Genomic DNA, 25,754 nt, shown 5'->3' on the forward strand with positions numbered 1-25,754 from the left:
TAGATTAGCAAATTTGAGTTTATACAAAATAAGTATTTGGTTCTTGTCCACACAAGACTCTTCCATAAGTTTCAATTAAACTGGAAGGAGTAATGAATCCATGTAAATGCATCGTTAGAAAATCACGATAGACTCTTTGAATCGAGTTTGTATCATATGTGAACATCGAGCCGACGCCTGCAACTAGCAGATCAATTGCCTCTTTACATAATTGATTGACATAACCAAAGTCCGCTTTTACCTTAACAATTTCATTTTTATCCATTACCTGTCCACGTTCAGCATAAGCATCAATTTTGTCTACCGCACGATAAAGATGCATCTCTGCTGAATCAATTTTTAGTTGTGCTTGAGCAACCTGGTGATGGGTAACTGGTGCTTCGGCTTGCTTGTTATAGAATGTATTCCCTATACCTGCATTTGGAAGCCTTTCCATATACAAATCCATTGCGGCCTTAGCGAGCCCAAGCGCAGGTGCAACAATAGATAAAGTTAGAGAAGGAACAAACGATGATCTGTATAAGGCAACGTCATTAAGTGGCTCAATAAGGTAATGCCCTTTACTGGCTAAACGATCTAGTGACACACGGTGTTCTGGCACAAACACATTTTTAATTTTACAGCTATTACTGCCTGACCCCTTTAAGCCCATTACATACCAGTCATCAAGCACCTCTAATTCGCCGCGTGGAATAACCATAATGGCCATTTCTACTCCGCCGTTTTCATCGAAAATTGGGAAACCAAAGTAACACCAGTCAGCATGTGGACTGCCTGAAACAAACGGCCACTGTGCTTCCTCGATATAATAGCCGCCATCTACCTTTTTGATGTCACATTTAATTGGTTTAAAGTTTCCGGCTAATACCACATCTTCCCCGGGTTTGTAAATTTCGCTTAAAGCTTTTTCTCCAAACGTGTATGAAATCATATAGTCCCTGATATTACTAAGTGCAACAAACCAGCCTGCCGAACCGTTCCCACGAGAAATTTCGGTGACAACCTCGGTATACGTCCGCATATTTGTTTGATATCCGCCAAATAGATGCGGACGCAGGACTTTTAACGTACCTTCATTTTGCAAATCATCAATTATTGTTTTAGGTAATGAATTTGTATTTTCAATTTCTTCCCCGTATTCACGTAATTTTGGAATCAGTGACCGAGCCTTTTCAACCAGTTCTCGTTTTGTGTCCAAGACGCTTTGTTCCATTTTAGTACCTCCAGTAATCAAAATGGTCGTTTCTTTTTAGCTAAACATATGCTGATTTAAATCAATAGCCTGATATTTTTCTCCTACCAACTTAGCAACTCGGCGCATATGTTTTTCCATTAATCGTTTAGCCATCTTACTGTCATTTTCTTGAAGACTATAAAAAATGATCCAATGCTCGTTTTGAGACTGTTTTCTCCGTTCAATTGTGAATAATTCTTCCGGGTTTCCAACAAAATTCAGGTAATCCCATAGCTGCTTAGCCAGATTAAAGGTATAAGTCAGCTTTGAGGCTTGATAAATGATCCGATGAAAATCAATATTTAAGCTTGAGTACTCATCAGCTGTTAATCCTGGGTCGTCCATCTTTATTAAGATATCTTTTAAAGAACAAAATTCTGCTTCGTTCAGATTTAAAGCGGCCTGTTCAGTCATTAAGGCATCTAAATTGGCACAAACCAATAGACGTTCTAGAACTTCTTCTGGATCCGGCCTTTTCACAAACACACCTACCTGAGGAATGATCGATAGAAAGCCTTCCTGTTCTAGCTTTGATAATGCCTTGTGTACTGGAGTTCGACTCATATTTAGTTTTTCAGTAATTTCATTCACATTTATCGCCGTTTCGGGTTCCAAATTCCCCTCAATAATTAATCTCTTAATATAACGATACGCCTTATCAATTTTCATCGTATACACCTGCATTTTTCTAGGATTTGTTACCCCTATCATATGTTAATCCTTTCGCGAAAGTCTATCATCGATTCGAAATTAATAGATTTTTCACTCAATAAGGGGTATCAATGGTGCAGCTTGTGATACTTATAATTCACCATTAAAAAAATCCGATGTTAGTTTGATAAATCTTTCTTTTTGCTCTACTTGAGCCCAATGTCCGCAGCGCTTAAAGATATGCAGTTGTGCATTTGGCAAATAGTCCAATACGTACAGGCTGCTTTGGAGAGGGACAAAACGGTCTTCATGACCATGAATAAGTAAGATAGAATGGTTCATTCCTTTAAGTGCCGATGGCGGGACAAGCATATCAGATAGGTGAGACTTGGAAAAATTCTCTTCGTAAGACTTGCGCACTTCCGGTTTCAAAAACAACTCTAATCTTTCTGCAACAATTTTATCCAGTTCATCCTCAAGAATGCTTTTATCAAATAGAAACCAGCTTAATAAATTTTTAAAGGATATAGGATCTGGATCTTTATGAAAGTTTGCTAGTTTGGCTAGTTCAGGAGTTGGTTCTGTTAAACCGCTGCCTGCTCCCATTAGAACGACACGATCAAATCGTTCAGGTGCGTACATTAATAGGTGAAGGGAAATCACACCCCCAAGGGAGTTTCCTACTAAATGGGCTTTTTCAATTCCCAATTCATCCATTAATGCTAAGACTTGCTTCATTCTCTCGTTCATCCACTCCACTCCATTGTTCGGATAGGTCTCAGGATGATCCGTAATTCCAAAACCGAAAATATCAGGTGCTACTACGTGAAATTTCTCACTAAAATGTGGTAATATATGCTGCCAGTTTGATTTTGCACTTACCCCTGGCCCACTCCCATGTAGATATATAATCGCTTCAGAGGAGTGAGCACCACCCTCCAGTATAAATGTTTGATAGTTTCCTGTTTGAATTTTCCTGGTTTCAATCGCTGTCATTTCATGACCCTCACTTTGTTAAAAATAATGTTAAACGTTATTTCCTTTTTGAACTAAAATTTTAGTTTTGTGTTTTTACTACGAAAATAGTGATAATTCCAGTAATAAAAGCGCTTTCTTTAACTAACTATAATTTTACTCTTGTTCATTTCCGTTTGTCAACAAATTCTGAATATTTTAAATTGATGCGTTTTCTATTATTTTTTCATAAGACGAATATCCCTGGTTACTTCCAAGATTTTTTGTTTTTTAACTTAAAAAGCTAAAATGACGAATGTTCTTATCATCATTTTAGCTTCTGTTTTTTGTCATTGACTAAGATTAGCCTCGATATCCTTTTTTGGTTTCATTACTGAAAATGCCCAAATTAGAGCTAGTAAAACTAAACCAATCGCACTAACTGCTAGTGGGAATCTCCCAATGTCTTGGTTAAATATGGTTTGTACCATTTGGAATCCAAACGGCCCTAAAATTCCGCCTATCCCTTGACCAGCCACTACTAATCCTACATTTGAAGATGATCCAGCCGGCGTAAGTTCGGAAACTCTTGTAAAAACACCAGGAAGACCAATTCCCATTGCAAAACCACCGACTATACTACCAATAAAGATCATTGTTAAGGATGACGAGAAGTAACAAATAGCCATCCCTGCTCCCGTGACTAAGACTGCAAGTGGTAAATAGACATTTGGAAGTCTATGTTTTATTTTTCCAAACAGGAATCCTGCAATAAGTGTTCCAAAAGTGAAAATCGATATGGCTAAACCTGCTTCAGTTGCATTCCCCAATTTATCTGCCTGAATGACAACGGAAATATTAGTTACATAACCAAAAATTAATGCAGAATAAAATACCTGGCCAAGACATACCCAATAGATGGCTTTTGGCAATTTTACCTTTTGACTGGATTGAAATCCAACCGCTTCTGAAGCCTGTTTCTTTTCAGGTTCAGGCAGATAAAGGATGGTTATCGCAAGTATCCAGATTGGGAACAGGTAGGTCAGGAAGCCATAGTGCCAACCATACGCATCCGCTAAGATTCCACCTACTAATTGGAAGAAAATAGCTCCTATGCACGCGATGGTTGATGTTCCAAATCCAATCAAGAAATCTCTTTCTCTACCCTCAAAGAAATCTGTAATCACGTCCACCGACAATGGCATTGTAATTCCGACTCCGAGACCTAATATCCCTCTCATTACAATAATCAGCCATAAATTATCCATAAAAGTTGGAAGGACTCCACCGATGATAAAAAGACTCAAACCTACAAATAATAGTGTTCTTTTCTTGAACGCTTTGGAAAGTTTACCATAAAAGAGTGCAGGAACAATTTGAATTAAGCCCGGAAAGGTCGCAACTAACATAACAATAGTGGGGTCATATTGTGGAAATGCCTTAATAATGTCTGCCATGATTGATCCAGCTACCCCTGCAGCAACATCTTGGAATGCAAGTATAACAACCAAAAACTTAAGAAAATTTCTGCTGATTGTTTTTACTGCCATTGATAAACCTCCCCTAAATATAAAACTAATTTGAAAGGAAAACCTAATTTATTGGGATCAAAAAATATATCCGCTTTCACAAAAATTAAAAATAACAAATGAGCTCTGCCGCTTTTGTTGGCCCTCAAAAACAACAGGATTAAAATTTCAGATTCACTCGAACTAAAATTTTAATTATCCATTTTCTTTCTCTTTAACGTATAAAAACGTAAAAAAAGCGCTTACTTTTACTAACTGTAATTCTACATAGGTAATAATTACTTGTCAATATATTCAAAATATTTTTTATTTTTAGATTAGTAATCATTATTCTGTGCAAACACACAAAAAATGCGCTGAAAATTTCAGCGCATTTTTATAAAAACCTAATTAAGTAAAATTTTACTGATTCACGGTGTTAATTGAGATTATTTCTTAAAATGATTCCTAAATATAATATAAAACTTACGAATCCTCTTTAAGCTTCCTTTACTCCTCTGCAAGCAATCGATATTTTCCACTAAAATAAATTAGTGGTTCAGAATCCTCGAGATAAATATTCGTTACTTTGCCAATAAAAAGTGTATGGTCACCTTCAACATGCTCAGCAGTTACTTCGCATGTAATTTGAGCCACCGTTTCTGGTAAAACCGGTAAACCTTCGAGACGGTCAAACACGATTTCTTGTTGCTTTTTCGTTTGTCCGGCAAAAATCATTGATAATTCTTGCTGATCCGCGGCTAATATATTGACCGAAAAGTTTCTGCTTTGTTTAATTTTTTCAAGCATTTGAGCTGTTTCAGCAATTGAAATGACAACAAGTTTTGGATTAAGTGATACAGACATGAAGGCGTTAGCAGTCATTCCGTGCACATCTCCAGAAACGTCTGTTAGTACCACGGTTACGCCTGTTGCAAATTTCCCCATTGCGTTTCGAAAATGACGGTCATCCATAATTCCACCTCACTTAGTTCTTATTGCATTAAAACCATTATATGAAGGAGGAATGACGCAAATTACCTTAAAAAATCCTTTTAATTATGAAGAATCTTTGAGATAAAAAGTTATTTATCATTCAAGCTTTTCTTTTTCACACGTCGAAACATTCGATATCCTTTTCGAACTCCATCAACGATAGAAAATGGGATGGGCGGATGATATTTATAAATATACGGGAGATAAATCTTATAATAGGCCTTTTTCAAGTCTTTCCATTTCCTGCAATATCCTTGTTTATAAAAATCGGATATATCAACGATATACCCTCTCCCCTCAAACAAAACGACATTTTTGCCATGAACATCATAGGGATTTAATCCAACCGACTTCGCATAATCTAAGCCTGAATCAATATCTTTAATAACAGTTTCGGGAATAGGAACCCCCTTTATCACTGCATCAAACAAGGTAATCCCTTCAAGCCTTTTTAAGATTAAATAATTTTCCCCATAGTCATAAAGAAAAGAATAACTTTTATGGCTACCTAGTCTTTTATATACTTCGATTTCCTTTTTAAGCTCCTCTGGATTTCGTCCATATACTTTTACTACCCATTCTGGCTGGGCATCAAGCGAAAATACCCCTGCATAGTTACCGCTCCCGATTGTGTTCCATATTGGAGAACGATTTTCCACAATAATAGGGTCAAATGGACTGATTGTCGTTAATTGTATGTTCGGTAATAATTCTGTTTCTATTAAATGTATATATTCTGCTTTTTCCAACTGGCACACCTTCTAATCTATTAAACATCCCGAAATTATGAGACTTTTTCTAAAAAGAATGGAAATTTCTTTTATGCCATTATACACTAATAATTAATAGAAAGATGAAAAATTCATTTGGAAATTCCTTAATATCAAATATGTAAATATGCGGCACAAGAGGCTAATAGAAAGGGTTTGCCATGACATTTCCAATTCTAGAAACAAAAAGGCTTAAATTAATTGAAATAACCCATCAGCATGTGGACTACCTATATGAAATTTTATCATTAGAAGAAGTAACTCGGTATTATGGGACTAACCGCTTTACGTTACCAGTCGAAGCCTCAAGATTAATTGATATGTTTCATAAGAATCTTGTTGACAAACGCGGGATTCGTTGGGGTATCAAATTAAAAGAAAATCAGAAATTCATTGGTACCGTCGGGCTTAATGCTTTACATTTAAAAAATAAGCGAGCAGAGATTGGATATGAACTCCATCCAGATTATTGGCGAAGAGGGTTGGCATCAGAGGCAATAAATGAAGTGATCCGCTTTAGCTTTAATCAATTAGATTTATGTCGAATCGGAGCTATCGTTTATCCTGAGAATGAAGCATCGATAAATCTACTTATCAAAATGGGTTTTACAAAAGAAGGAATTCTTCGCAGCTATATCCATCAAAATGAGGAATTTCATGACACATCTGTTTTGTCCATATTAAAACCAGAATGGTTAAAAAGCCAGGTATAAATGCCTGGCTTTGTTATTCCTCAAAATATTCCTTGATTTTTTTAGCGCTATTCACTTCCGTATTATGATAATACGGATTATTTTCAGTTGCCTCTTTTGGGTCGAGATTTGTTTTGATCACAAGCATTGGTGAGGGTGAACTTTCTGCAATAATTCTGTCATTTAATTGGTCAAAATCAGGCATATTTTTATTTCCAGGCTGTTTGGGTTCCATTTTACCACCTCCTTATCATAGCTTGCTAATTTTGTCATTTATTCATTCTAAAATTATAATTTTCCATCCTTTCTTTTAAAAAAGCACTGTTAAACTGGCCTGTTGAATTCCTCTCCAGGGACTAAGCGCCTGCGGGGTCTCCCTTAACCCGCTTTCATTCAGGAGTATCGTGCCTTCGGCTCCAATCAACAGGGTGCCAAAATGAACAATGAGCTTTAATATAGCCTATAATAAAGAAAAAAACTAGGAAGTAAAAACCTCCTAGTTATGGTTATTCTTCTTCTGAGCCGACTAAGAAATCTGGATTTAACTCCTCGAATTCTTCATCGTCTACATCCATCCCCCAATCATCGTCACTGTCCTTGCATCCCTCAGTGCTGACATGAACACAAACCTTTGTTTCGCCAATCACCTCTACAAGGAATTCTCTTTCGACATGGACGATGATACGATTGCCATTCGGAGAAATGACCGCTTCTACACAATTTGGCTGCTGAAGTACTCGAGCACTAATTTCATTGTCATCGAGGCAATCATGGTCACGATACTTTAACTTAATGACATCTGTATATTGTACACGTTCTGTGACAACTTCTGTTTTGGTATTATCATTAAATGAATACCAAACGTTGATGTCGTAAGAGCCATGTATCTCTACTGTCTTGCCAACCTTTTTCGCATTGTATTTGTGGTTGATGATCCAACAGCCAAGTATACTTGTTGGACTATGCGCCGGGCTAATCGTATGATTGGACTGGGTGAATTTACGTCCTTTCGCTACTACGGCCTTCGTAATTATCTCTCTATATTCTCCCATTTCGCGCGAACCCTCCTCATTCATTTTCATTTCATCGTATGCAAGATATTAGACTAGTGTGATATTTATTTTGATGAGTACTGGATAAAAGTTTAGTCATAGTTCATTTTATGCGGGATTTGTAGGTGTGTGCCTTCTATGCCTGTACTTAAAAAATGGGAAGTAATAAGATTTAATAAACAGGGGAAAATAAAGGTGGAGTTAGGATACATAAAACAAAACCAGGCTTTGGAATAAGCCTGGCTTTGGAGTATTAATGTTCGTGATCGCAATCGTCGTGACCTTCACAAGAGCCGCCGCCATTTTTCAGGCTTGAACCAGTTTCTCCTAACAATACATCGCCGCCCGTTGACATGATGATTTCATCGGTAACCGTATTTGAAATGGTTGAAGCAATAATTTGCAGTAATTCGTTCACGTCTATTTGTGATTGTTTGAATTCTTGTACAACAGGAATTTCATCTAACTCTTGTTCAATAGAAGCAATTTTATCTTCCACTTTCTTTAAAGCTTCAGGTTTTCCATAATGCTGAAGATTTACAGCTTGCTTTTGTAATCCTTTAATGTCAGAAATTAAGGTATGAACTTTCTTGTTTTCATTTAACTGTGCTTCTGCCCGCTTAAAAAAGTCAACCTCTTCTGTTTCAGCAATCATCCGTGCTAAGTCTGTCGCACGTGCAACGATATCATCTTTTGTATATTTCGCCACTTTACTTCACCTCTGCTGGTTCTAGTTCTTCGACCATTTCTCCGTTTAATGACCATGTTCTTGCTTCAGTAATTTTGACTTTTACAATTTTGCCAATCGCTGATTTTGGTGCTGCAAAGTTTACAAGTTTATTCCTTGAGGTATAACCTGCAAGTACATCTGGATTGTTCTTACTTTCCCCTTCAACAAGCACATTGACGATTTGGCCCTCATGTTTTTTCATAGCTTCTAATGAAAGCTCATTAACAAGAGCATTTAAGCGCTGCAAGCGTGCTTTCTTCACTTCCATTGGAACGTTATCCTCCATTTTTGCAGCTGGAGTACCTTCACGTGGTGAATAAATAAAGGTATAGGCCAATTCATATCCAACTTCACGATAGAGGGACATTGTTTCTTCAAACTGTTCATCTGTTTCATTTGGGTAACCTACAATAATATCAGTGGTTAACGCAACATTAGGAATGGCCGCTTTAATTTTTCTAACAAGTTCTAAATATTGTTCTCTTGTATACTTTCTTGCCATAATTTTTAACACATCAGTTGAACCCGATTGAACTGGTAGATGGATATGATCCATAAGGTTTCCACCTTTTGCAAGCACGCTAATTAACCGGTCATCAAAATCTCGCGGATGACTTGTTGTAAAGCGGATTCTTGGAATATCTATTTTTCGTAATTCATCCATCAATTCACCAAGTCCATAGGAATTGTTATCTAAATCTTTTCCATAAGCATTTACATTTTGACCAAGTAAAGTAACTTCTTGGTACCCCTGTGCAGCAAGATGACGTACTTCTTGAATAATTTCTTCTGGTCTGCGGCTTCTTTCTTTCCCACGGGTGTATGGTACAATACAATAGGTACAGAATTTATCACAGCCGTACATGATGTTTACCCATGCCTTAATTTTCCCGCGGCGGACTTTAGGAAGGTTTTCAATTACATCCCCTTCTTTAGACCAAACTTCGACAACCATTTCTTTTGACATGTATGCTTCGTTCAAGATTTGTGGTAAACGGTGAATATTATGGGTACCAAAAATCATGTCAACCTGATTGTAGGTTTTTAGGATTTTGTTAACGACCGATTCTTCTTGTGACATACATCCACAAACACCAAGAAGTAAATCAGGCTTTTCCAATTTTAATGACTTTAAATGACCTAGTTCACCGAACACTTTATTTTCTGCATTTTCCCGAATGGCACATGTATTTAATAGAATGACATTTGCGTCTTCGGTTCTGTCTGTCGGTTCATAGCCTAGAGCTAAAAATATCCCTGCCATAACTTCCGTATCATGTTCATTCATTTGGCAGCCATAGGTACGGATATAGAACTTTCGACCCTCACCCATTCCACGGAATTTCTCTGGAATCGCAAAATCATTGTGGTACTTTACTTCTTCTTTTCCACGTTTCTTAGCGTCTTTCAAAGATGGTGCAGTAATCACTTGTTCAAAGTACTTGCTGTAATCCTTATCGGATTTTTTGTCCGAAGAATTAACAGATTCGACTTGTGTACCTTCTAAACGTTGTTTTTCATTCATTTGTTCAATTGCCCCTTTCTTTCCATTTTATCCATTCATCTATTAAAAATTTGAAATTTTCATTTGTGCAAACAGTTGGGGATTCCAGACAGTATCCGCACATTATTATAGTATAAAGGTTAACTGACTTGAAAACAATAGAAAATCCCGTAGGCTAAAGCCACGGGATTTTCTATTTCAGTTTAAACAAATTCAGAAACTAATTTATCAAAATAATTTTGATCTAGGTTTAGGTCAGCTTTGGATAAAGGTGTTTCTGAGAAGCCAGTGATTAGTTCTTGATAAGACTTACGCTCAGTGTTTTGATAAATAAGTCCCGTTACAAGACCATTATGCTTCATTAAAGTCTGCATGGCTTCTTCACGATTTGAAGGGTCATAACCTTCAATATCACTAAGTTTTGTTAGATTTTCTTTAAACCAATCATATGTGTTTACCTTGTTATAAGTAACACAAGGACTGAACACATTGATTAAAGAAAATCCTTTGTGTTTGATTCCTGCTTCAATTAAAGCAGTTAAATCTTTAAGATCAGTAGAGAAACTTTGAGCTACAAATGTTGCTCCAACAGTCAAAGCCATTTCCATTGGAGAAATCGATTGTTCGATCGAACCTTGCGGCGTGGACTTTGTTTTAAATCCTGCTGCAGAACGTGGAGATGTTTGACCTTTTGTTAAACCATATATTTGGTTATCCATTACGATATAAGTAATATCGAGATTACGGCGAATGGCATGTACCGTATGACCCATACCAATTGCATATCCGTCACCGTCACCACCAGAAGCGATAACAGTTAAATCACGATTAGCCATTTTAACACCTTGTGCGATTGGAAGTGAACGGCCATGAATACCATGGAAGCCATATGAATTAATATAACCGGAAATACGTCCAGAACATCCGATTCCCGAAATAACAGCTAAGTTTTCTGGCTCTAAGCCTACATTCGCTGCCGCACGTTGCATTGCCGCTTGTACAGAGAAGTCGCCACAGCCAGGGCACCAGTTCGGTTTTACATTGTTTCGAAAGTCTTTAAAAGTGGCCATTTAGAACAACTCCTTGCATTTTGTATAAACTTCGTGTGGTAGGAACGGATTTCCGTCATATTTAAGATGCTTCGTAATTTTTTCAGCATGTCCAACATTCATTTTCATAATATTCGCTAATTGTCCAGTTGCATTGTTTTCCACAACAACAACTTTCTTAGCAGAGCGAACAAGTGGAAGAACTTCGTCTGTTGGGAATGGATGAATTAAACGGATGTGTGCATGATTTACTTTTAAGCCATCATTCTCTAAACGTGTCATTGCTTCTTCAATAACACCGCGAGTGGAGTTAAATCCTACAAATAAAACATCTGCATCCTCGTGCTTAATATTTTTGTAAACTGGTGTATCAAAACGAATATTTTCGACTTTACGGAAACGCTTATCCATTTGTGCAATTCGGTTTGCAGCAGATTCAGATGGTTTACCAGTCTCATCGTGCTCAACACCTGTTACATGGTGAATACCATTCTTCATACCAGGGATTACACGTGGAGAAACTCCATCTTCTGTTACTTCATATCGTTTGAAGTATGCATTATTTTCGTTAGCAGGTATTTCATCTGTTACCAATTTCCCGCGTCTGATTTCAACCTTGCCATAGTTTAATGGTTCAACTGTTTGTTTACCCAAAGATAATTGAAGGTCAGATAAAATAATGACTGGACATTGATACTCTTCAGCTAAATTGAATGCCTCCGCGGTATCATAAAACGCTTCTTCAACTGTACTTGGAGCCATAACAATTTTCGGAATTTCACCATGTGTTCCATAAATCATTGCCATAAGGTCAGATTGTTCTTGTTTAGTTGGTAATCCTGTTGAAGGACCGCCACGTTGTGTATCAACAATTACAAGCGGTGTTTCAGTAATACCAGAAAGTCCGATTGCTTCCATTTTTAAGGATAATCCAGGTCCAGCAGAAGCAGTAATCGTACGTACACCGCCGTAGTTAGCGCCAATGGCCATTGTACAAGCAGCAATTTCGTCTTCTGTTTGAATAACTGTACCACCTAATGCAGGCAGCTTTTTAATCAAATATTCCATAATCTCAGATGCTGGTGTAATTGGGTATGCTGCCATAAAACGGCATCCGCCTGCAATTGCTCCAAGAGCGATTGCGTCGTTTCCAATCATAAACATCCTTTTTTTACCGTCAGCCTTTTCAAGTTCCATTGTTTGGATACCAGAAGCAAGATTTTCTTTCATTTTTTCAAAGCCAGCTTTGATTGCTTCCATATTTTTTGCAACTACTTGATCGCCTTTTTTGCCAAAAATCTCACGGACTACTACTTCAAATACATTAATATCTAAGTCCAATACGGCAGATGTTGCACCGATTGCAACCATGTTTTTCATTAAAGAAGTTCCAAGTTCAGTGGCAATTTCAGTAAATGGTACCGCATACAATGATGCTTCAGTATCCTCTGGTTTCTTTGGAGAGAATTTCGCATCTGCAAGGATTACACCCTTACTGTGTAGTTCTTTGTAGTTTAAATCAATAGTTTCTTGGTCGAAAGCTACCAGGATATCTAGGTCATCAGAAATAGAACGAACTTCTGTCGTACTCACTCTGATTTTATTGTTCGTATGACCGCCTTTAATACGTGAAGAAAAGTGACGATAACCATACAAGTAATATCCCAGGCGATTCAGTGCAATTGCAAAGATTTCCCCAGTACTTTCAATACCTTCCCCTTGTTGTCCTCCAACTTTCCATGAAAGTTGATTGATCATGACTTACACCCCTTTGGATATGTAAAAATTAAGTAGTTTAGATTGATCCATTTATTAGTTTAGCACTATTCCGAGTATTTCACTAGAATTTAGCCTATGATTATAAAAAGACTAAAAAAAGTAACTTAAGATATATACTAAACGCTTACAATTCTAGACCTATGCACTAAAAATTGCAACCCTTTAAAGTGAAATATTGTCTAAAATATGAATATTTTTTTATTATTTAAAATACACTCTCGGCCGATAATGTCGAACCAAAATAAATCAACGTTTTTCCACATTTTATGGCAGTTTTTCTCACATTTATTCTTCATACGAATATTTTATTTTTATATTCTAGAAATCACGAAAGTTTATCTTAGAATAATAATATTATCAACTCCATTCATTTTTAGGCCCTAACCTAAAAAATACCTGCTTGTTTAACAAGCAGGTAGAATGAATTTAATTTGGTTTTTCATGTCAATAGTCTATCTCTTTCAACGCGGTTCAACAATGAGTTTGATAGCTGTGCGTTCTTCCCCGTCAATCAAAATATCGGTAAACGCAGGGATACAGATTAAATCAACTCCGCTAGGTGCTACAAATCCTCGAGCAATCGCTACTGCCTTAACGGCTTGATTCAATGCACCCGCCCCAATTGCCTGTATTTCCGCTGCACCTCTTTCACGCAGAACCCCGGCAAGCGCACCAGCTACAGAATTAGGATTAGATTTTGCTGAAACTTTTAATATATCCATTTCTAGCTCCTCCTTAGAAAATCCCGATCCCGCATGAGCAGTTTCATGAACAAATCAGGTTATAACATTCCACTGCTACTATATTCAGTTGTGAAAAAACATATTCCGGCTTGGACAAAAAAAATACGTAAAGCAAAAGCCCTAGACGCTGGAATAGACACTGTTCAGCGTTACTAGATAAAAATAAAAAAGAGCAAAATTAATTTGCTCTTTAAAAAATGGCACTGTCAAACTTGCCTGTTGAGTTCCGTTCCCGGCACTTATCTTTCCGCTAAGAATAAAACGGATGATCATCATTTATTAAGATCGGCTGAATTTTTTTGGCAAAGCCAGTTTTCCGATCCAATTCAATAACCACCGCACTTAGCTGATTTCTTTCACCTGTTGCCACTTCAAATCGGACAGGAAGACTTGTTAGGAACCTTTTAAGGACAGCTTCTCTCTCAACGCCTAGAATGCCATCATACGGCCCTGTCATGCCCACATCGCTTAGATATCCTGTGCCATTCGGTAAAATTCGGCTATCGGCCGTCTGAACATGTGTATGTGTCCCCACTACTGCAGATACTCTGCCATCCAAGTACCAGCCCATTGCCTGTTTCTCACTGGTAACCTCCGCATGAAAATCCACAAAAATATATGGGGTTCTCTCTCTGGCGATGGCAATTAATTCGTCTGCCTTTTTAAAAGGACAATCCAAAGGTGCCATAAAAGTTCGTCCTTGTAGATTGATCACGGCAATTTCTAAATCATTGACTTTAAAAAACGCCATTCCTTTCCCGGGTGTTCCTTCAGGAAAATTTGCGGGTCTAACCATATTTTTAGCAGTACCGATAAATTCAAAGATATCACGGTTATCCCATGAGTGATTACCAAGTGTTACTGCCTGTGCACCATACCCTAAAAATTCGCGGTAGATTTTTTCTGTAATTCCCTTGCCGCTAGCTGCATTTTCCCCATTAATGATCGTAAAATGAGGACGATATTTTTCTTTTAATTTTGGTAGATATTCCTTCACCATGTCTCGGCCTGGAGAGCCGACAACATCACCGATAAAAAGTAGATTCATTTTTATTCCTTTCATCAAGAAAATTGTTAATGTTTAAATTGTATCACATACAGACTTGATTTAATCGAACTAGCACACCAAAAAATAAAGCGGTGCATGCGCACCGCTTTTATTTTGCGTATTCAACAGCCCGTGTTTCACGGATAACTGTAACCTTAATGTGTCCAGGATAATCAAGTTCTTCTTCAATGCGCTTCCGAATATCACGTGCTAAGCGGTGAGCTGCAAGATCATCAACCGAATCCGGTCTAACAATAATACGCACTTCACGCCCTGCTTGAATTGCAAAGGACTTCTCAACACCTTCATATGACTCAGAAATCTCCTCTAACTTTTCAAGACGACGGATATAATTTTCAAGCGTCTCACTACGTGCACCAGGCCTTGCGGCTGATAAAGCATCAGCAGCTGCAACTAAAACAGAAATAATTGATGTTGGCTCGGTATCCCCATGGTGAGATGCAATACTATTAATTACTACCGGGTGTTCCTTGTATTTGGTTGCAAGTTCAACACCAATTTCTACATGGCTGCCTTCAACTTCATGGTCGATCGCTTTTCCGATATCATGAAGTAAGCCTGCACGACGTGCTAGGGTTTCATCTTGGCCTAGTTCAGCCGCAAGTAATCCAGATAGTTGTGCTACTTCCATTGAATGCTTTAAGACGTTTTGACCATAGCTTGTACGGAACTTCAAGCGGCCAAGAATTTTGATAAGATCTGGATGAAGTCCATGAACTCCCACTTCAAAAGTGGTTTGCTCACCAACCTCACGGATATACTCATCCACTTCACGACGAGATTTTTCTACCATTTCCTCTATTCGTGCTGGGTGGATACGCCCATCTTGAACTAATTTCTCAAGGGCTAAGCGCGCCGTTTCACGACGAATAGGATCAAAACCTGATAGAATGACAGCTTCAGGAGTATCATCAATTATTAAATCAATTCCTGTTAACGTTTCTAGCGTCCGAATATTTCTTCCTTCACGGCCAATAATTCGGCCCTTCATTTCGTCATTTGGTAGGTTGACGACAGAGACAGTCGTTTCCGCAACATGGTCAGCAGCGCAACGCTGGATTGCTAGCGAAAGAATTTCCTTCGCTTTCTTGTCTGCTTCCTCTTTCGCACGATTCTCGCTTTCCTTAATCATTATGGCAGTGTCATGGGTTAATTCCTGCTCCATTCTGTCGATAATGATGGCTTTTGCTTCCTCGCGCGTTAAGCTTGAAATTCGTTCGAGTTCAGTTTGTTGTTTTCGTACCAACTCGTCCACTTTGCTTTCCATCTCTTCAATATGCTGTTGTCTTTGGTTTAGAGAATCATCCTTCTTTTCTAAAAGATTTTCACGCTTATTTAACGTTTCCTCTTTTCGATCTAAATTCTCTTCTCTTTGCAGTAAACGGTTTTCTTGTTTTTGCATTTCATTTCTTCGTTCACGAACCTCACGCTCTGCTTCTGTGCGAAGCTTGTGAATTTCATCCTTTGCTTCTAGCAAAGCTTCTTTTTTCAATGAATCAGCATCACGTTTCGCATCTTCTAGAATCTGCTCTGCAGCATTCTTTGCACCAGCTACTTTTGCTTCAGCAATGGATTTATGAACAAAATAGCCAACAACGGCACCGACGATAAGGCCAAGCAAAATGGAGATGATAGTAATTAAATCCAATCGTTACACCTCCTCTTGCTATGAACTTTTGTTACATTTTTTTAAGTGTCGGCATGTACATTGTTTAGACTCAACATACAGCAAGCACCAAGGCTTTTTCGGATTGTAATAATACCAAAAATGTAAAATATACATGTTAATTGTAAAGGTGGGAATATTCATTGTCAAGGCTTAGTCCTAGTGGCTTTTTTAAATATTTAGAATAGGACATCATTTTATGTTCCTAATGGCTGACTTTTATCGTCTATTTATGAGTATATGCTTGTATATAAATACTTTAGGCTGTGTTGATTTCCGCTCCAATCCACATAGTGTAATAGTGTAATATCACAATGTCTATGTAAAGAAAAGAGCAAAACCATAAATAGCTTTGCTCTCTTTCATCTCATTTAGTCGATTAATTCAAATTGTTCATCATCATCTGTTTCAGTTACAAATTTTTCACCGTCTAAACCATAATGTTCACGGATCTTCGTTTGAATCTGAAGACGCATATCAGGGTTTTCCTTTAAGTACAGCTTTGCATTTTCACGCCCTTGACCAATTCTTATATCATTATAGGAATACCATGAACCGCTCTTTTGAACGATATCTAAATCGGAGCCTAGATCAACAATCTCGCCTTCCTTAGAAATCCCTTCACCATACATAATGTCTACCTCTGCAGTACGGAAAGGAGGAGCAACCTTATTTTTTACGATTTTAATTTTTGTTTTATTCCCTACAATGTCAGTTCCTTGCTTCAATGCTTCAGCACGGCGCACTTCTAGACGGACTGTTGAATAAAACTTTAGAGCACGACCCCCAGGTGTGGTTTCAGGGTTTCCAAACATAACGCCAATTTTTTCACGGATTTGGTTAATAAAGATAGCAATTGTCTTAGATTTGTTGATGGCCCCTGATAGTTTACGAAGGGCTTGAGACATCAGACGAGCTTGTAAACCAACGTGAGAATCTCCCATTTCACCTTCAATTTCTGCTTTTGGTACTAGCGCTGCAACTGAGTCAACGATTAGAATATCAATGGCACCGCTTCGCACTAATGCTTCAGCAATTTCAAGAGCTTGTTCGCCAGTATCAGGCTGTGATAATAATAACTCATCAATATTAACTCCCAATTTCTGTGCATATGTCGGGTCAAGGGCATGTTCAGCATCAATAAATGCTGCTTGTCCACCATTTGCTTGAACTTCAGCAATCGCATGCAAAGCAACCGTTGTTTTACCAGAGCTCTCAGGGCCATAAACTTCGATAATACGACCTCTAGGATATCCGCCCACTCCAAGTGCTGCATCAAGTGCTAATGAGCCACTCGGACTCGTTAAAATCTTCGTATCCGTTTTCTCTCCCATCTTCATGACGGAACCTTTACCGAATTGCTTTTCTATTTGCTTTAACGCCATTTCTAAGGCCGCTTTACGATCATTACTCACGAATCATTTCCTCCCTTATATATAAACACAAGCTAATTGCTATAATCTATTAATTTAATACCTATTAATAATATAACCGCTTTTCGGATATTTGTCGAGCAAAAAAACGAACATTCATTCGTTTATTTTCAAAACAAAATTGATGTAAAAAAAGGAAGATCCCCACTCCTTTTGTATTTTATTGCCTCTTTTGTCGTCTGAAAAAGATAATTTCGTCCGTTGTCAGATATTTTTCTTCAAAAAAAGTCACAGAATGCTATTTAGCATTCTGTGACTCTTTTAATGTGCGAAGTAGAAAATAACATCCAAATTTTACAGCACGGGTCCGGTTTGCTTCCCTTGTTCCGGCTAAGGAAAGCTTTTCTACAATCGTCGGCCTTCCCTTAAGCGCAATCCCAATAAAGACAGTACCGACCGGCTTGCCCTCTAGCTCTTCAGGACCAGCTACACCAGTAAAACTAATTCCTATATCAGAATTAAATAATTTTGAGGTATTTTCAGCGAGTTCTCTTGCACATTGCTCACTCACCGCACCTTGTGTTTCAAGCGTTTCTTGCCGTACATGTAATAAATGCTGTTTAACATCATTGGAATAGCAGACAACTCCGCCATAAAACACGGAACTTGCTCCTGAAAGTGCAGTTAGTTGTTGTTGAAATAGTCCGCCTGTTAAACTCTCTGCAGCAGAAATTGTAAATTTTCGTGTCTTTAGGGTTTTCATCACTTCATCCATAAGCGAAGTTTCATCGTATCCATATAAAAATACACCAACACGCTGGTTAATCGTTTTTTCTAATTCATCGAGCAGTGAATGAGCTTTTTTCCCGTCCACATGTTTTGCGGTCAGTCTCAAAGTAACCTCACCATCACCTGCAAGGGGGGCTATCGTTGGATTGCTTTGCGCATCAATTAAATCCATTAGTTCCGTTTCCAATGCAGCTTCACCAATTCCAAAAAACCTTAACACTCTAGAGACAATTACCTCTTTGGCCATATTTTCATTAGAAAGCGCCTGATAACCATATTGACAAAACATAGGTTCAAGTTCTTTTGGAGGACCTGGCAGGAGCATATAGGAGTGACCGTTAGATTCAACTACCATTCCTGGAGCCATTCCATGATCATTTGGAAGAATATGTGCCCCACTCAATACAAGTGCCTGTTTTCGGTTATTTTCTGTCATTACGCGGTTGGTCCGATTAAAGTACAGTTCTATCGAAGCTAACGCATTTTCATCGGTAACTAGTTCTTTTCCGAGGTGACGAGCAATCGTTTCCTTCGTTAAATCATCCTTTGTTGGTCCAAGACCACCAGTAAAGATAATAAGATCAGCACGCCTTTCAGCTATTTCAATGGCCGTTTTTAGCCTATCAGGATTATCACCAACAACCGTATGAAAATAGACATTAATTCCAAGGCCAGCCAATTGCTGAGACAAAAATCGTGCATTCGTATTCACAATTTGACCGAGCAACAACTCAGAACCTACAGCAATAATCTCAGCATTCATCCTCACACATCTTCCTTTCCTTCATATTAAGATAACACTTACTTTGAATTTTTAAGGACATGACTATTTTTCACAAAATAATCCCATCCAGACCAAATTGTAAAAATTAATGCAACCCATAAAGACACGATATCAAAACGAAACGGGATCATATCAAAAATAATATTATGTAATAAAAGCGATGAGATAGCGACAATTTGCGCCCATGTTTTAATTTTGCCAAGCATATTAGCTGCCACAACTTCGCCTTCTCCTGCAAGCAAAAGACGTAACCCAGTTACAGCAAACTCTCTGCTAATAATAATAATCACGATCCAAGAAGGTGCATACACATCGTTCAGTTCAACAAGAACGATGAGTGCAGCTGAGACTAGTAATTTGTCAGCAAGAGGGTCGAGAAATTTTCCCATATTGGTCACAAGGTTATATTTCCGGGCATAATGACCATCAACCCAATCAGTTGCTGAGGCTAAAATGAAAATCAATGCACCAACAAAATGGGTAACTGGAAGGATTGTCCCAAGGAGATGCATATCGCCCCAATCAAAAGGAGCAAGCATAATAATCAAGAATATTGGGATTAATAATATTCTCGATACAGTTATTCTATTCGGAATATTCATAGTTTTCCTCCGTTTTATGAATTAAAGCGAAAAATAGTCATCAACAGATGACTATTCGTTTTTCAGAACATATTGAATTGTTATGTTCTGAACATTTGCAGTCGCTGGTACTGCATACTCGAGCTTTTGGTCATTTACAAAGATATCTGTATCCGCAGCATTTCCTACCCTAATCACAGCCGTGCTTTCAGCAGATAAATCTTCTGTTTGACTCTCGGTTCCGCCTTTTTTTAGTGTTCCCTGGAAAAAGGATTTCCCTTTTCCATTTTTAATACTAACCCAGGTCTGTCCTTTAGATACCAACTTTACGACAAATTTGTCTGCATTCTTTAATTCGTAAGTTGAATTCCTGCCGCTGCTTTGAACAGCCTTAATTTCTTGTGTTGGTGTTTCTTCAATGTTTGTTTGTTGTTCATCGGCAGCTTGATTATCCTTCTTTTCTTCCGTGTTGTCTTTCTTATTCTCTTTTTCGTCTGCTTTTTCTTTCTCAAGATTCTCGGATTTCACAATTTTAACCGGCTCATTTTCCTTGTTAATGGATTGATTCGTATTATCGCCGGCATGTTTATATACAAAGTAATATAACAGGCTTGCAACCCCAATCACAAAAACACCGATTAAGACTTTAGGTAAAATATCAAAAATTTTAGAGTTACTTTCTGAAATGGCTTTGTGTGTTTTCACTCTAGACAATTGCTGAGGCAATTCATCATTTAAGCTTGCTGGAATTTCACCTTTAAAGGTTTCAAAAATTTCATCAGGATTTAGGCTGAGCGCCTCTGCATATTGCTTAATAAATGCCCGAACATAAAAATTCCCGGGCATGCTCGCATAATTCCCCTCTTCAATACCAATTAAATACCGTTTTTGAATTTTCGTCATGGATTGTACATCATCCAAGCTTAATCCTTTCGCTAATCGGGCTTCTTTAAGTCGATTCCCTAATTCAGTCACCTGTTAACACCTTCCAATTTATTAAAAATCAAAATCTCCAAAATCAGATCCGGAGAACATGTTATTCTGGTCAACGACCTCGTATGTAATCTCTTCTTCCGCATCGTTCCGAAGTTCAATAATATAATCAAAATCATCCAGTGTATATTCTGAGTTTTGAACGAAGATATCTGGATGCTCAATTACTTTTACAGACGGAAGTCGCATGATTTCACGGACTAATTGCCAATGACGCTCATTTGCACGTCTGGTGGAAACTATTCCATCGAGAATAAATAGATTGTTTTCGTTATATTCATCTTCAATAAGTTGATTACGAATTGTTTGTTTTAACAGTGTGGAAGACACAAATAGCCAGCGCTTATTTGCGCAAACACTTGCAGCTACAAGTGATTCAGTTTTTCCAACTCGAGGCATTCCCCGAATACCGATCAGCTTATGTCCCTCCTGTTTAAATAATTCTGCCATAAAATCAACTAATAAGCCAAGTTCATCCCTTACAAAACGGAAGGTTTTTTTATCATCCGCATCTCTTTGAATATAACGGCCATGTCTAACTGCAAGCCTGTCACGAAGTTTTGGTTCTCTAAGTTTAATTACTTTTATTGTGTCCATCGTATGTAAAATTGACTCAAGTCGTTTAATTTGATCATCATCTTTTGCTAAAATGAGCAATCCACGTCGACCTTCATCAACACCATTAATTGTGACAATGTTAATAGAAAGCATACCCAACAAGGATGAAATATCCCCGAGTAGTCCAGGTCGGTTCTTTTGTATCTCATATTCTAAATACCATTCTTTTTTCAAGCAATAAACCTCCTTTAAAGAAGTTTCGACATTTTTTTTACATTTCCTCATCTAACCCCTATAATAAATGATTTTGGATGAAGATGAAAGTAAAAACAAAGATATTACCTTCTTTAACGGAGAATGAACCCTTGAAGCACAAAAAAGAGAGGAGAAAGCCTCCTCTCTTTTAGCGATTGCCGTTATTTTGAACCAATTTAACCATTATATTTGCAATAGCCTGTTGTTCTTCCTTATCTGCAACTGACCAAAGATCAGCAAGGATTCTTTCCTGTTCGTTTTTTGGCTCGACCTGGTTGGATAAATAATCACCAATTTGAAATGCAAGATTATTAATAGCACCTTCACTCATACCTTCATTTTGTGCATGATGAAGACGATCAGCTAAAAATTCTTCCCATTGTTTCCAGTTATCTAAAACAGACATGGTTTTTTCCCTCCTTTAAATTTGTACAAGATTATTTTGCGATGAAGTGAGGGGAACTATGCATTAATAACTTTTGAATTTTTTTAAGTATACCACCCGCCATTTATGGAAAGAACTTGTCCTGTTATGTAGGATGAATCTTCGGAAAGCAAGAAACCGACGCACCTCGCAACTTCTTCCGGCTGGCCTAGTCTTCCCATTGGTATCTCATCAGCAATTTGCTCTACCTCTTCTGGTGTAAAACCTTCCATCATGGGTGTCGATACAGCTCCTGGGGCAATGGCATTAACTCGTATTCCATTCATGGCCACCTCTTTACTTAATGCCTTTACCAAAGCTATTTGTGCACCCTTAACCGTAGAATAGGCAACCTCACACGCTGCTCCTGTCTGACCCCATATTGACGATATCATCACAATATTCCCTTTTCCTTTAGCAAGAAATTTTGGGAGAAGCTCTTTTGTGAGCATTAATGGACTTAATACATGTACATTTAATAATGATTCTGCTTCAGTTTGTTGCAAATCAACAAGGAGTCCATATTGACTTTGTCCGCCGCAATGAATAATCGCATCTAACGAAAATATTTCTGAAACAACCTTTTTATAACCACTAGGATCCTCCAAGTCCGCTTGGATGGGTATGTATTCCCCACCATAAGGCTTCAGTTTTTTGATTAATCCTTTAATTGCTTGTTCATTTTTATTAAAATGCAGATACAAATGATAGCCTTTTTCGGCTAAGTTACATGCAATCGCTTGTCCGATTCCACCACTTGCCCCAGTTATTAATACATATTTCAAAAAAATCACACTCTCTCTCTAACTAAAAACTAGTACAAAGAAAAAGCGTCGAAATTACGACGCTTTCAGGTTATTATTTTTTCTTTGGAACTACTTGGCAAACTGAAAAGCGCTCTTCTGAAATGACTTCAGACGCAAGAGATTGAACATCGTTTAAGGTGATTTTTTCAAGAGTTGGCACAACATCAAACAAGTTCATATCATTAAAGGCATAGCGTGTAAATTGATTAGCGATATATTCTGGTGAATTTACCGCTCGTAAAAATGCACCAATCTTTTTCTTTTTGGCTCTTTCTAATTGCTCTTCATTAAATATAGGTTTGTTTTTTGCTTCTAATAGCATTTTTTCAAGTGTTTCCGCCAATTTGTCAGGTTCACCAGTGTCTCCGCCAATCATAGCAAAACCAAAGCCTTGTTCTTGTGTATAATCGAAGGAAAACGTTTCATCAATTAAACCATCATTATAGAGTTGATTGTAATTTTCCGAGCTTTTCCCAAACAATAGATCCAATAGAACATTCATCGTTAATTCATTTTTCAGCATTTCATTGCCACTTTGATCGACATGAAGTGCTTTAATCCCAAGTAAACATTTCGATGTTTGTACGTTCATTTCCAGTACCTGTTTTTTTTCAGCTGCCTCTGTTGGCTCATTCTCAAATTTACGCTTAATCTCTGGCATATCTTTGTATTCTTTTTTCGCTTGATTTTCTTTTACTTGATCCATAAAACTATTCGGATCAACCGGTCCTACAATAAATAATAACATGTTGCTCGGATGATAAAAGGTGTTATAGCATTCATAAAGCCAATCTTTTGTAATATGTGAAATCGATTCAATTGTTCCTGCTATATCAATTTTAACCGGATGGTTCTGGTAAAGATTTTGAATCAATCCAAAGTATAAACGCCAATCAGCATTATCATCGTACATGGTTATTTCTTGGCCAATAATTCCTTTTTCTTTTTCAACCGTTTTTTCAGAAAAATATGGCTCCTGCACAAAATCAATGAGTGTTTCGAGATTTTTTTCTACATCAGACGTGCTTGAAAATAAATAGGCGGTTCGAGTAAAGGAAGTAAAAGCATTCGCGGAAGCACCTTGGCGGCTAAATTGCTGAAAAACATCACCGTCTTCTTTTTCAAACAACTTATGCTCTAAAAAGTGGGCAATTCCATCGGGGACTTTGACATACTCTTCTTTGCCAAAAGGAACAAATGTATTATCCACAGAACCATATTTTGTTGTAAAGGTAGCGAAGGTTTTATTAAATCCTTTTTTCGGTAAGATATAAACATTTAGACCATTTGGTAATTTTTCATGGTAAAGTTCCTCCTGAAGCTGGTCAAACGTAATTTTCTCCATTATTTGGCCGCCTCCGTTCCAGTTAAGAAATAAATAGTATCAATTTCGATTTTTTTAGCAACTGCAATAATTTCTTCTTTGGTTACTTTTTGCATATCTTGAAGCCATGTATCAAGATTAATATTTGCATCAGCCACAACATTATGATAAAGAATTTCAGTTAGTCCTCTTGATGTGTCAATTGTCTCTAAAATTTGATTTTGGATGACTGCTTTAGTTTGGACTAGCTCTTGTTCCGTGAAATCCCCGTTTCTCATTGCCTCTAATTGATCATTAATGATTCCAACTGCCTGATCATAATTTTTTAAATCAATACCTGACATAACCATCATTAAGCCCTTATGACTTTCAAGACGACTTGCTGCGTAATAAGCGAGACTTGCCTTTTCACGTACATTTATAAATAATTTCGAATGAGCAAATCCGCCATAAATGCCATTAAACACTTGTAAAGCAAAATAATCGGGGTCACCGTACACAATATTCGTGCGATATCCTATGTTTAATTTTCCTTGTTTTACATCTTGCCGCTCTTTCACTTCATTAACCTGTCTATTTTTGGTTACTTCTTGTTTATCTAACTTTTTCGGTGTTCTTTCTTCAAAATGCAGGAGGTCTCCAGCAAATTTCTTTACCTCTTCTTCATTAACGTCACCGATAATATATAAATCCATTTCATCCGTTAAAAAAGCGTTTTTATAATATTCATATAAGTTCTCCGGAGTAATGGCATCAACATCTGCTGCATCCCCGTTTACCTCTAAAGCATAAGGCTCGCCTTTACACATTTCTTGAATTAGGCGCATATTAGAGTAGCGCATCTTATCATCAAAAACAGATTGGATACGTTGTTTTAGGGTCCGCTTCTCTTTTTCAACTGTTTCTCTATCAAAGGCATTACCCTTAATATTGGGATTGGTTAATATTTCGGCTAACAATTCAAACCCTTTTTTTAATAATGGGCTTGGATCGCTTAAGAATTTTTCGTTGGCAATTTCGATTGAAAAACTCATGATATGGTATTCACCTTTTTTAGATAGGTCAACATAAAGTGTCGCGCCGTATAACTCATCAAGATAGGACCGCAGAGCTGTGGTTGAAGAATACTTAGCTGAACTGCTTTGTAATACTTGTGGAAGAAGTGCCCGTTTGGTTACATCTTCTTTTGTTAGAGGCGCTTTCATTTTCCAGATCAAGGTGTTCGTTTTATATTTTTCGGTTGGGATTAGATGAAGTTTATATCCCTTAAGTTCGGTTATTTTTTCTGTAGCGGTTGCCACATACATTCCTCCTTAACTGTTCAAAGGGTTATACATTACAATATGTAAACATTTTTCTTTATAGCATTTCCTTTGTAATAAAACCTATACTTATTACTATAATTTGGTAAGCTTGTTCAATACAAGTAATTACACTTTTTTCTTTAATAAAAAGATGATGTTAAGGCAT

Annotated in this window: 25 protein-coding genes; 1 reads left to right on the plus strand and 24 read right to left on the minus strand. The window is 37.5% G+C overall.

All coding sequences use genetic code 11. The features are described 5' to 3' along the window. Window positions 1-19 precede the first annotated feature (19 nt). From KW850_RS00185 to KW850_RS00210, 6 genes are all read right to left on the minus strand, one after another. Window positions 20-1,213: an acyl-CoA dehydrogenase family protein gene (locus KW850_RS00185; protein ID WP_218345574.1), complete on the minus strand. Its 1,194-nt coding sequence runs from the start codon at window positions 1,211-1,213 to the stop codon at window positions 20-22. A 36-nt stretch (window positions 1,214-1,249) separates the two neighbouring features. Then, on the minus strand, window positions 1,250-1,903 hold the full coding sequence (locus tag KW850_RS00190; protein WP_218345575.1) for a GntR family transcriptional regulator: 654 nt from the start codon (window positions 1,901-1,903) through the stop codon (window positions 1,250-1,252). Window positions 1,904-2,035: 132 nt separating this feature from the next. After that, window positions 2,036-2,881, minus strand: coding sequence for an alpha/beta fold hydrolase (locus KW850_RS00195; protein ID WP_218345576.1), 846 nt, complete (start codon window positions 2,879-2,881; stop codon window positions 2,036-2,038). A 308-nt stretch (window positions 2,882-3,189) separates the two neighbouring features. Continuing rightward, window positions 3,190-4,389: an MFS transporter gene (locus KW850_RS00200; protein ID WP_218345577.1), complete on the minus strand. Its 1,200-nt coding sequence runs from the start codon at window positions 4,387-4,389 to the stop codon at window positions 3,190-3,192. A 468-nt stretch (window positions 4,390-4,857) separates the two neighbouring features. Then, entirely contained in the window at window positions 4,858-5,322 is a 465-nt protein-coding gene (locus tag KW850_RS00205; protein ID WP_218345578.1) for a flavin reductase family protein, read from the minus strand. 110 nt (window positions 5,323-5,432) lie between these two features. Continuing rightward, window positions 5,433-6,092 (minus strand): protein kinase family protein, encoded by a 660-nt coding sequence (locus KW850_RS00210; RefSeq protein ID WP_218345579.1) that lies wholly within the window; start codon window positions 6,090-6,092, stop codon window positions 5,433-5,435. A 182-nt stretch (window positions 6,093-6,274) separates the two neighbouring features. Here KW850_RS00210 and KW850_RS00215 point away from each other — a divergent pair, with 182 nt between their 5' ends. Further along, window positions 6,275-6,826 carry a GNAT family N-acetyltransferase gene (locus tag KW850_RS00215; RefSeq protein WP_218345580.1) on the plus strand — a complete coding sequence of 184 codons (552 nt, stop codon included), beginning with the start codon at window positions 6,275-6,277 and terminating at the stop codon, window positions 6,824-6,826. 13 nt (window positions 6,827-6,839) lie between these two features. Here KW850_RS00215 and KW850_RS00220 read toward each other — a convergent pair whose 3' ends face one another. The 18 genes from KW850_RS00220 to yfmF form a co-directional block, all read right to left on the minus strand. Then, window positions 6,840-7,040, minus strand: coding sequence for a hypothetical protein (locus tag KW850_RS00220; RefSeq protein ID WP_218345581.1), 201 nt, complete (start codon window positions 7,038-7,040; stop codon window positions 6,840-6,842). A 271-nt stretch (window positions 7,041-7,311) separates the two neighbouring features. Then, on the minus strand, window positions 7,312-7,857 hold the full coding sequence (locus KW850_RS00225; RefSeq protein ID WP_218345582.1) for an outer spore coat protein CotE: 546 nt from the start codon (window positions 7,855-7,857) through the stop codon (window positions 7,312-7,314). Window positions 7,858-8,110: 253 nt separating this feature from the next. Next, window positions 8,111-8,566: a YlbF/YmcA family competence regulator gene (locus tag KW850_RS00230; protein ID WP_218345583.1), complete on the minus strand. Its 456-nt coding sequence runs from the start codon at window positions 8,564-8,566 to the stop codon at window positions 8,111-8,113. 1 nt (window position 8,567) lies between these two features. Further along, a complete protein-coding gene (gene miaB, locus KW850_RS00235) occupies window positions 8,568-10,112 on the minus strand; it encodes a tRNA (N6-isopentenyl adenosine(37)-C2)-methylthiotransferase MiaB (RefSeq protein ID WP_218345584.1) in 1,545 nt (514 codons plus the stop codon). A 182-nt stretch (window positions 10,113-10,294) separates the two neighbouring features. Beyond that, window positions 10,295-11,161 carry a 2-oxoacid:ferredoxin oxidoreductase subunit beta gene (locus tag KW850_RS00240; protein ID WP_218345585.1) on the minus strand — a complete coding sequence of 289 codons (867 nt, stop codon included), beginning with the start codon at window positions 11,159-11,161 and terminating at the stop codon, window positions 10,295-10,297. Continuing rightward, entirely contained in the window at window positions 11,162-12,898 is a 1,737-nt protein-coding gene (locus KW850_RS00245) for a 2-oxoacid:acceptor oxidoreductase subunit alpha (protein WP_218345586.1), read from the minus strand. Window positions 12,899-13,380: 482 nt separating this feature from the next. Next, window positions 13,381-13,641 carry a stage V sporulation protein SpoVS gene (gene spoVS / locus KW850_RS00250; protein WP_026566505.1) on the minus strand — a complete coding sequence of 87 codons (261 nt, stop codon included), beginning with the start codon at window positions 13,639-13,641 and terminating at the stop codon, window positions 13,381-13,383. A gap of 271 nt (window positions 13,642-13,912) precedes the next feature. Further along, window positions 13,913-14,710 (minus strand): TIGR00282 family metallophosphoesterase, encoded by a 798-nt coding sequence (locus tag KW850_RS00255; RefSeq protein ID WP_218345587.1) that lies wholly within the window; start codon window positions 14,708-14,710, stop codon window positions 13,913-13,915. A 109-nt stretch (window positions 14,711-14,819) separates the two neighbouring features. Beyond that, complete coding sequence (gene rny / locus KW850_RS00260) at window positions 14,820-16,379, minus strand: ribonuclease Y (protein ID WP_218345588.1); 1,560 nt, start codon at window positions 16,377-16,379, stop codon at window positions 14,820-14,822. Between the two features lie 389 nt (window positions 16,380-16,768). Beyond that, on the minus strand, window positions 16,769-17,812 hold the full coding sequence (gene recA / locus KW850_RS00265) for a recombinase RecA (protein WP_218345589.1): 1,044 nt from the start codon (window positions 17,810-17,812) through the stop codon (window positions 16,769-16,771). A 256-nt stretch (window positions 17,813-18,068) separates the two neighbouring features. Continuing rightward, entirely contained in the window at window positions 18,069-19,322 is a 1,254-nt protein-coding gene (locus tag KW850_RS00270; RefSeq protein WP_218345590.1) for a competence/damage-inducible protein A, read from the minus strand. A 38-nt stretch (window positions 19,323-19,360) separates the two neighbouring features. Then, the gene (gene pgsA, locus KW850_RS00275) at window positions 19,361-19,945 is read right to left on the minus strand and encodes a CDP-diacylglycerol--glycerol-3-phosphate 3-phosphatidyltransferase (protein ID WP_218345591.1); all 585 of its coding nucleotides are present in this window, start codon (window positions 19,943-19,945) and stop codon (window positions 19,361-19,363) included. 51 nt (window positions 19,946-19,996) lie between these two features. Beyond that, window positions 19,997-20,899, minus strand: coding sequence for a helix-turn-helix domain-containing protein (locus tag KW850_RS00280; RefSeq protein WP_218345592.1), 903 nt, complete (start codon window positions 20,897-20,899; stop codon window positions 19,997-19,999). A gap of 21 nt (window positions 20,900-20,920) precedes the next feature. Beyond that, window positions 20,921-21,709, minus strand: coding sequence for a DUF3388 domain-containing protein (locus KW850_RS00285; RefSeq protein ID WP_256358003.1), 789 nt, complete (start codon window positions 21,707-21,709; stop codon window positions 20,921-20,923). A gap of 169 nt (window positions 21,710-21,878) precedes the next feature. Continuing rightward, a complete protein-coding gene (locus KW850_RS00290; RefSeq protein WP_218345594.1) occupies window positions 21,879-22,136 on the minus strand; it encodes a DUF3243 domain-containing protein in 258 nt (85 codons plus the stop codon). A gap of 83 nt (window positions 22,137-22,219) precedes the next feature. Next, the gene (gene ymfI / locus KW850_RS00295) at window positions 22,220-22,939 is read right to left on the minus strand and encodes an elongation factor P 5-aminopentanone reductase (protein WP_218345595.1); all 720 of its coding nucleotides are present in this window, start codon (window positions 22,937-22,939) and stop codon (window positions 22,220-22,222) included. A 73-nt stretch (window positions 22,940-23,012) separates the two neighbouring features. Beyond that, a complete protein-coding gene (yfmH, locus tag KW850_RS00300) occupies window positions 23,013-24,305 on the minus strand; it encodes an EF-P 5-aminopentanol modification-associated protein YfmH (protein WP_218345596.1) in 1,293 nt (430 codons plus the stop codon). Next, window positions 24,305-25,585: an EF-P 5-aminopentanol modification-associated protein YfmF gene (gene yfmF, locus KW850_RS00305; RefSeq protein ID WP_218345597.1), complete on the minus strand. Its 1,281-nt coding sequence runs from the start codon at window positions 25,583-25,585 to the stop codon at window positions 24,305-24,307. Before yfmF ends, yfmH begins: the two co-directional genes overlap by 1 nt. Window positions 25,586-25,754 lie beyond the last annotated feature (169 nt).

The sequence above is a fragment of the Bacillus sp. sid0103 genome (genome assembly GCF_019219025.1).

Coding starts and splice junctions, on each gene's coding strand:
- KW850_RS00185 (WP_218345574.1), bottom strand. CDS start 1,213: ATGGAACAAAGCGTCTTGGACACAAAACGAGAACTGGTTGAAAAGGCT.
- KW850_RS00190 (WP_218345575.1), bottom strand. CDS start 1,903: ATGAAAATTGATAAGGCGTATCGTTATATTAAGAGATTAATTATTGAG.
- KW850_RS00195 (WP_218345576.1), bottom strand. CDS start 2,881: ATGACAGCGATTGAAACCAGGAAAATTCAAACAGGAAACTATCAAACA.
- KW850_RS00200 (WP_218345577.1), bottom strand. CDS start 4,389: ATGGCAGTAAAAACAATCAGCAGAAATTTTCTTAAGTTTTTGGTTGTT.
- KW850_RS00205 (WP_218345578.1), bottom strand. CDS start 5,322: ATGGATGACCGTCATTTTCGAAACGCAATGGGGAAATTTGCAACAGGC.
- KW850_RS00215 (WP_218345580.1), top strand. CDS start 6,275: ATGACATTTCCAATTCTAGAAACAAAAAGGCTTAAATTAATTGAAATA.
- KW850_RS00220 (WP_218345581.1), bottom strand. CDS start 7,040: ATGGAACCCAAACAGCCTGGAAATAAAAATATGCCTGATTTTGACCAA.
- KW850_RS00225 (WP_218345582.1), bottom strand. CDS start 7,857: ATGGGAGAATATAGAGAGATAATTACGAAGGCCGTAGTAGCGAAAGGA.
- miaB (WP_218345584.1), bottom strand. CDS start 10,112: ATGAATGAAAAACAACGTTTAGAAGGTACACAAGTCGAATCTGTTAAT.
- KW850_RS00240 (WP_218345585.1), bottom strand. CDS start 11,161: ATGGCCACTTTTAAAGACTTTCGAAACAATGTAAAACCGAACTGGTGC.
- KW850_RS00245 (WP_218345586.1), bottom strand. CDS start 12,898: ATGATCAATCAACTTTCATGGAAAGTTGGAGGACAACAAGGGGAAGGT.
- spoVS (WP_026566505.1), bottom strand. CDS start 13,641: ATGGATATATTAAAAGTTTCAGCAAAATCTAATCCTAATTCTGTAGCT.
- KW850_RS00255 (WP_218345587.1), bottom strand. CDS start 14,710: ATGAATCTACTTTTTATCGGTGATGTTGTCGGCTCTCCAGGCCGAGAC.
- KW850_RS00270 (WP_218345590.1), bottom strand. CDS start 19,322: ATGAATGCTGAGATTATTGCTGTAGGTTCTGAGTTGTTGCTCGGTCAA.
- pgsA (WP_218345591.1), bottom strand. CDS start 19,945: ATGAATATTCCGAATAGAATAACTGTATCGAGAATATTATTAATCCCA.
- KW850_RS00290 (WP_218345594.1), bottom strand. CDS start 22,136: ATGTCTGTTTTAGATAACTGGAAACAATGGGAAGAATTTTTAGCTGAT.
- yfmH (WP_218345596.1), bottom strand. CDS start 24,305: ATGGAGAAAATTACGTTTGACCAGCTTCAGGAGGAACTTTACCATGAA.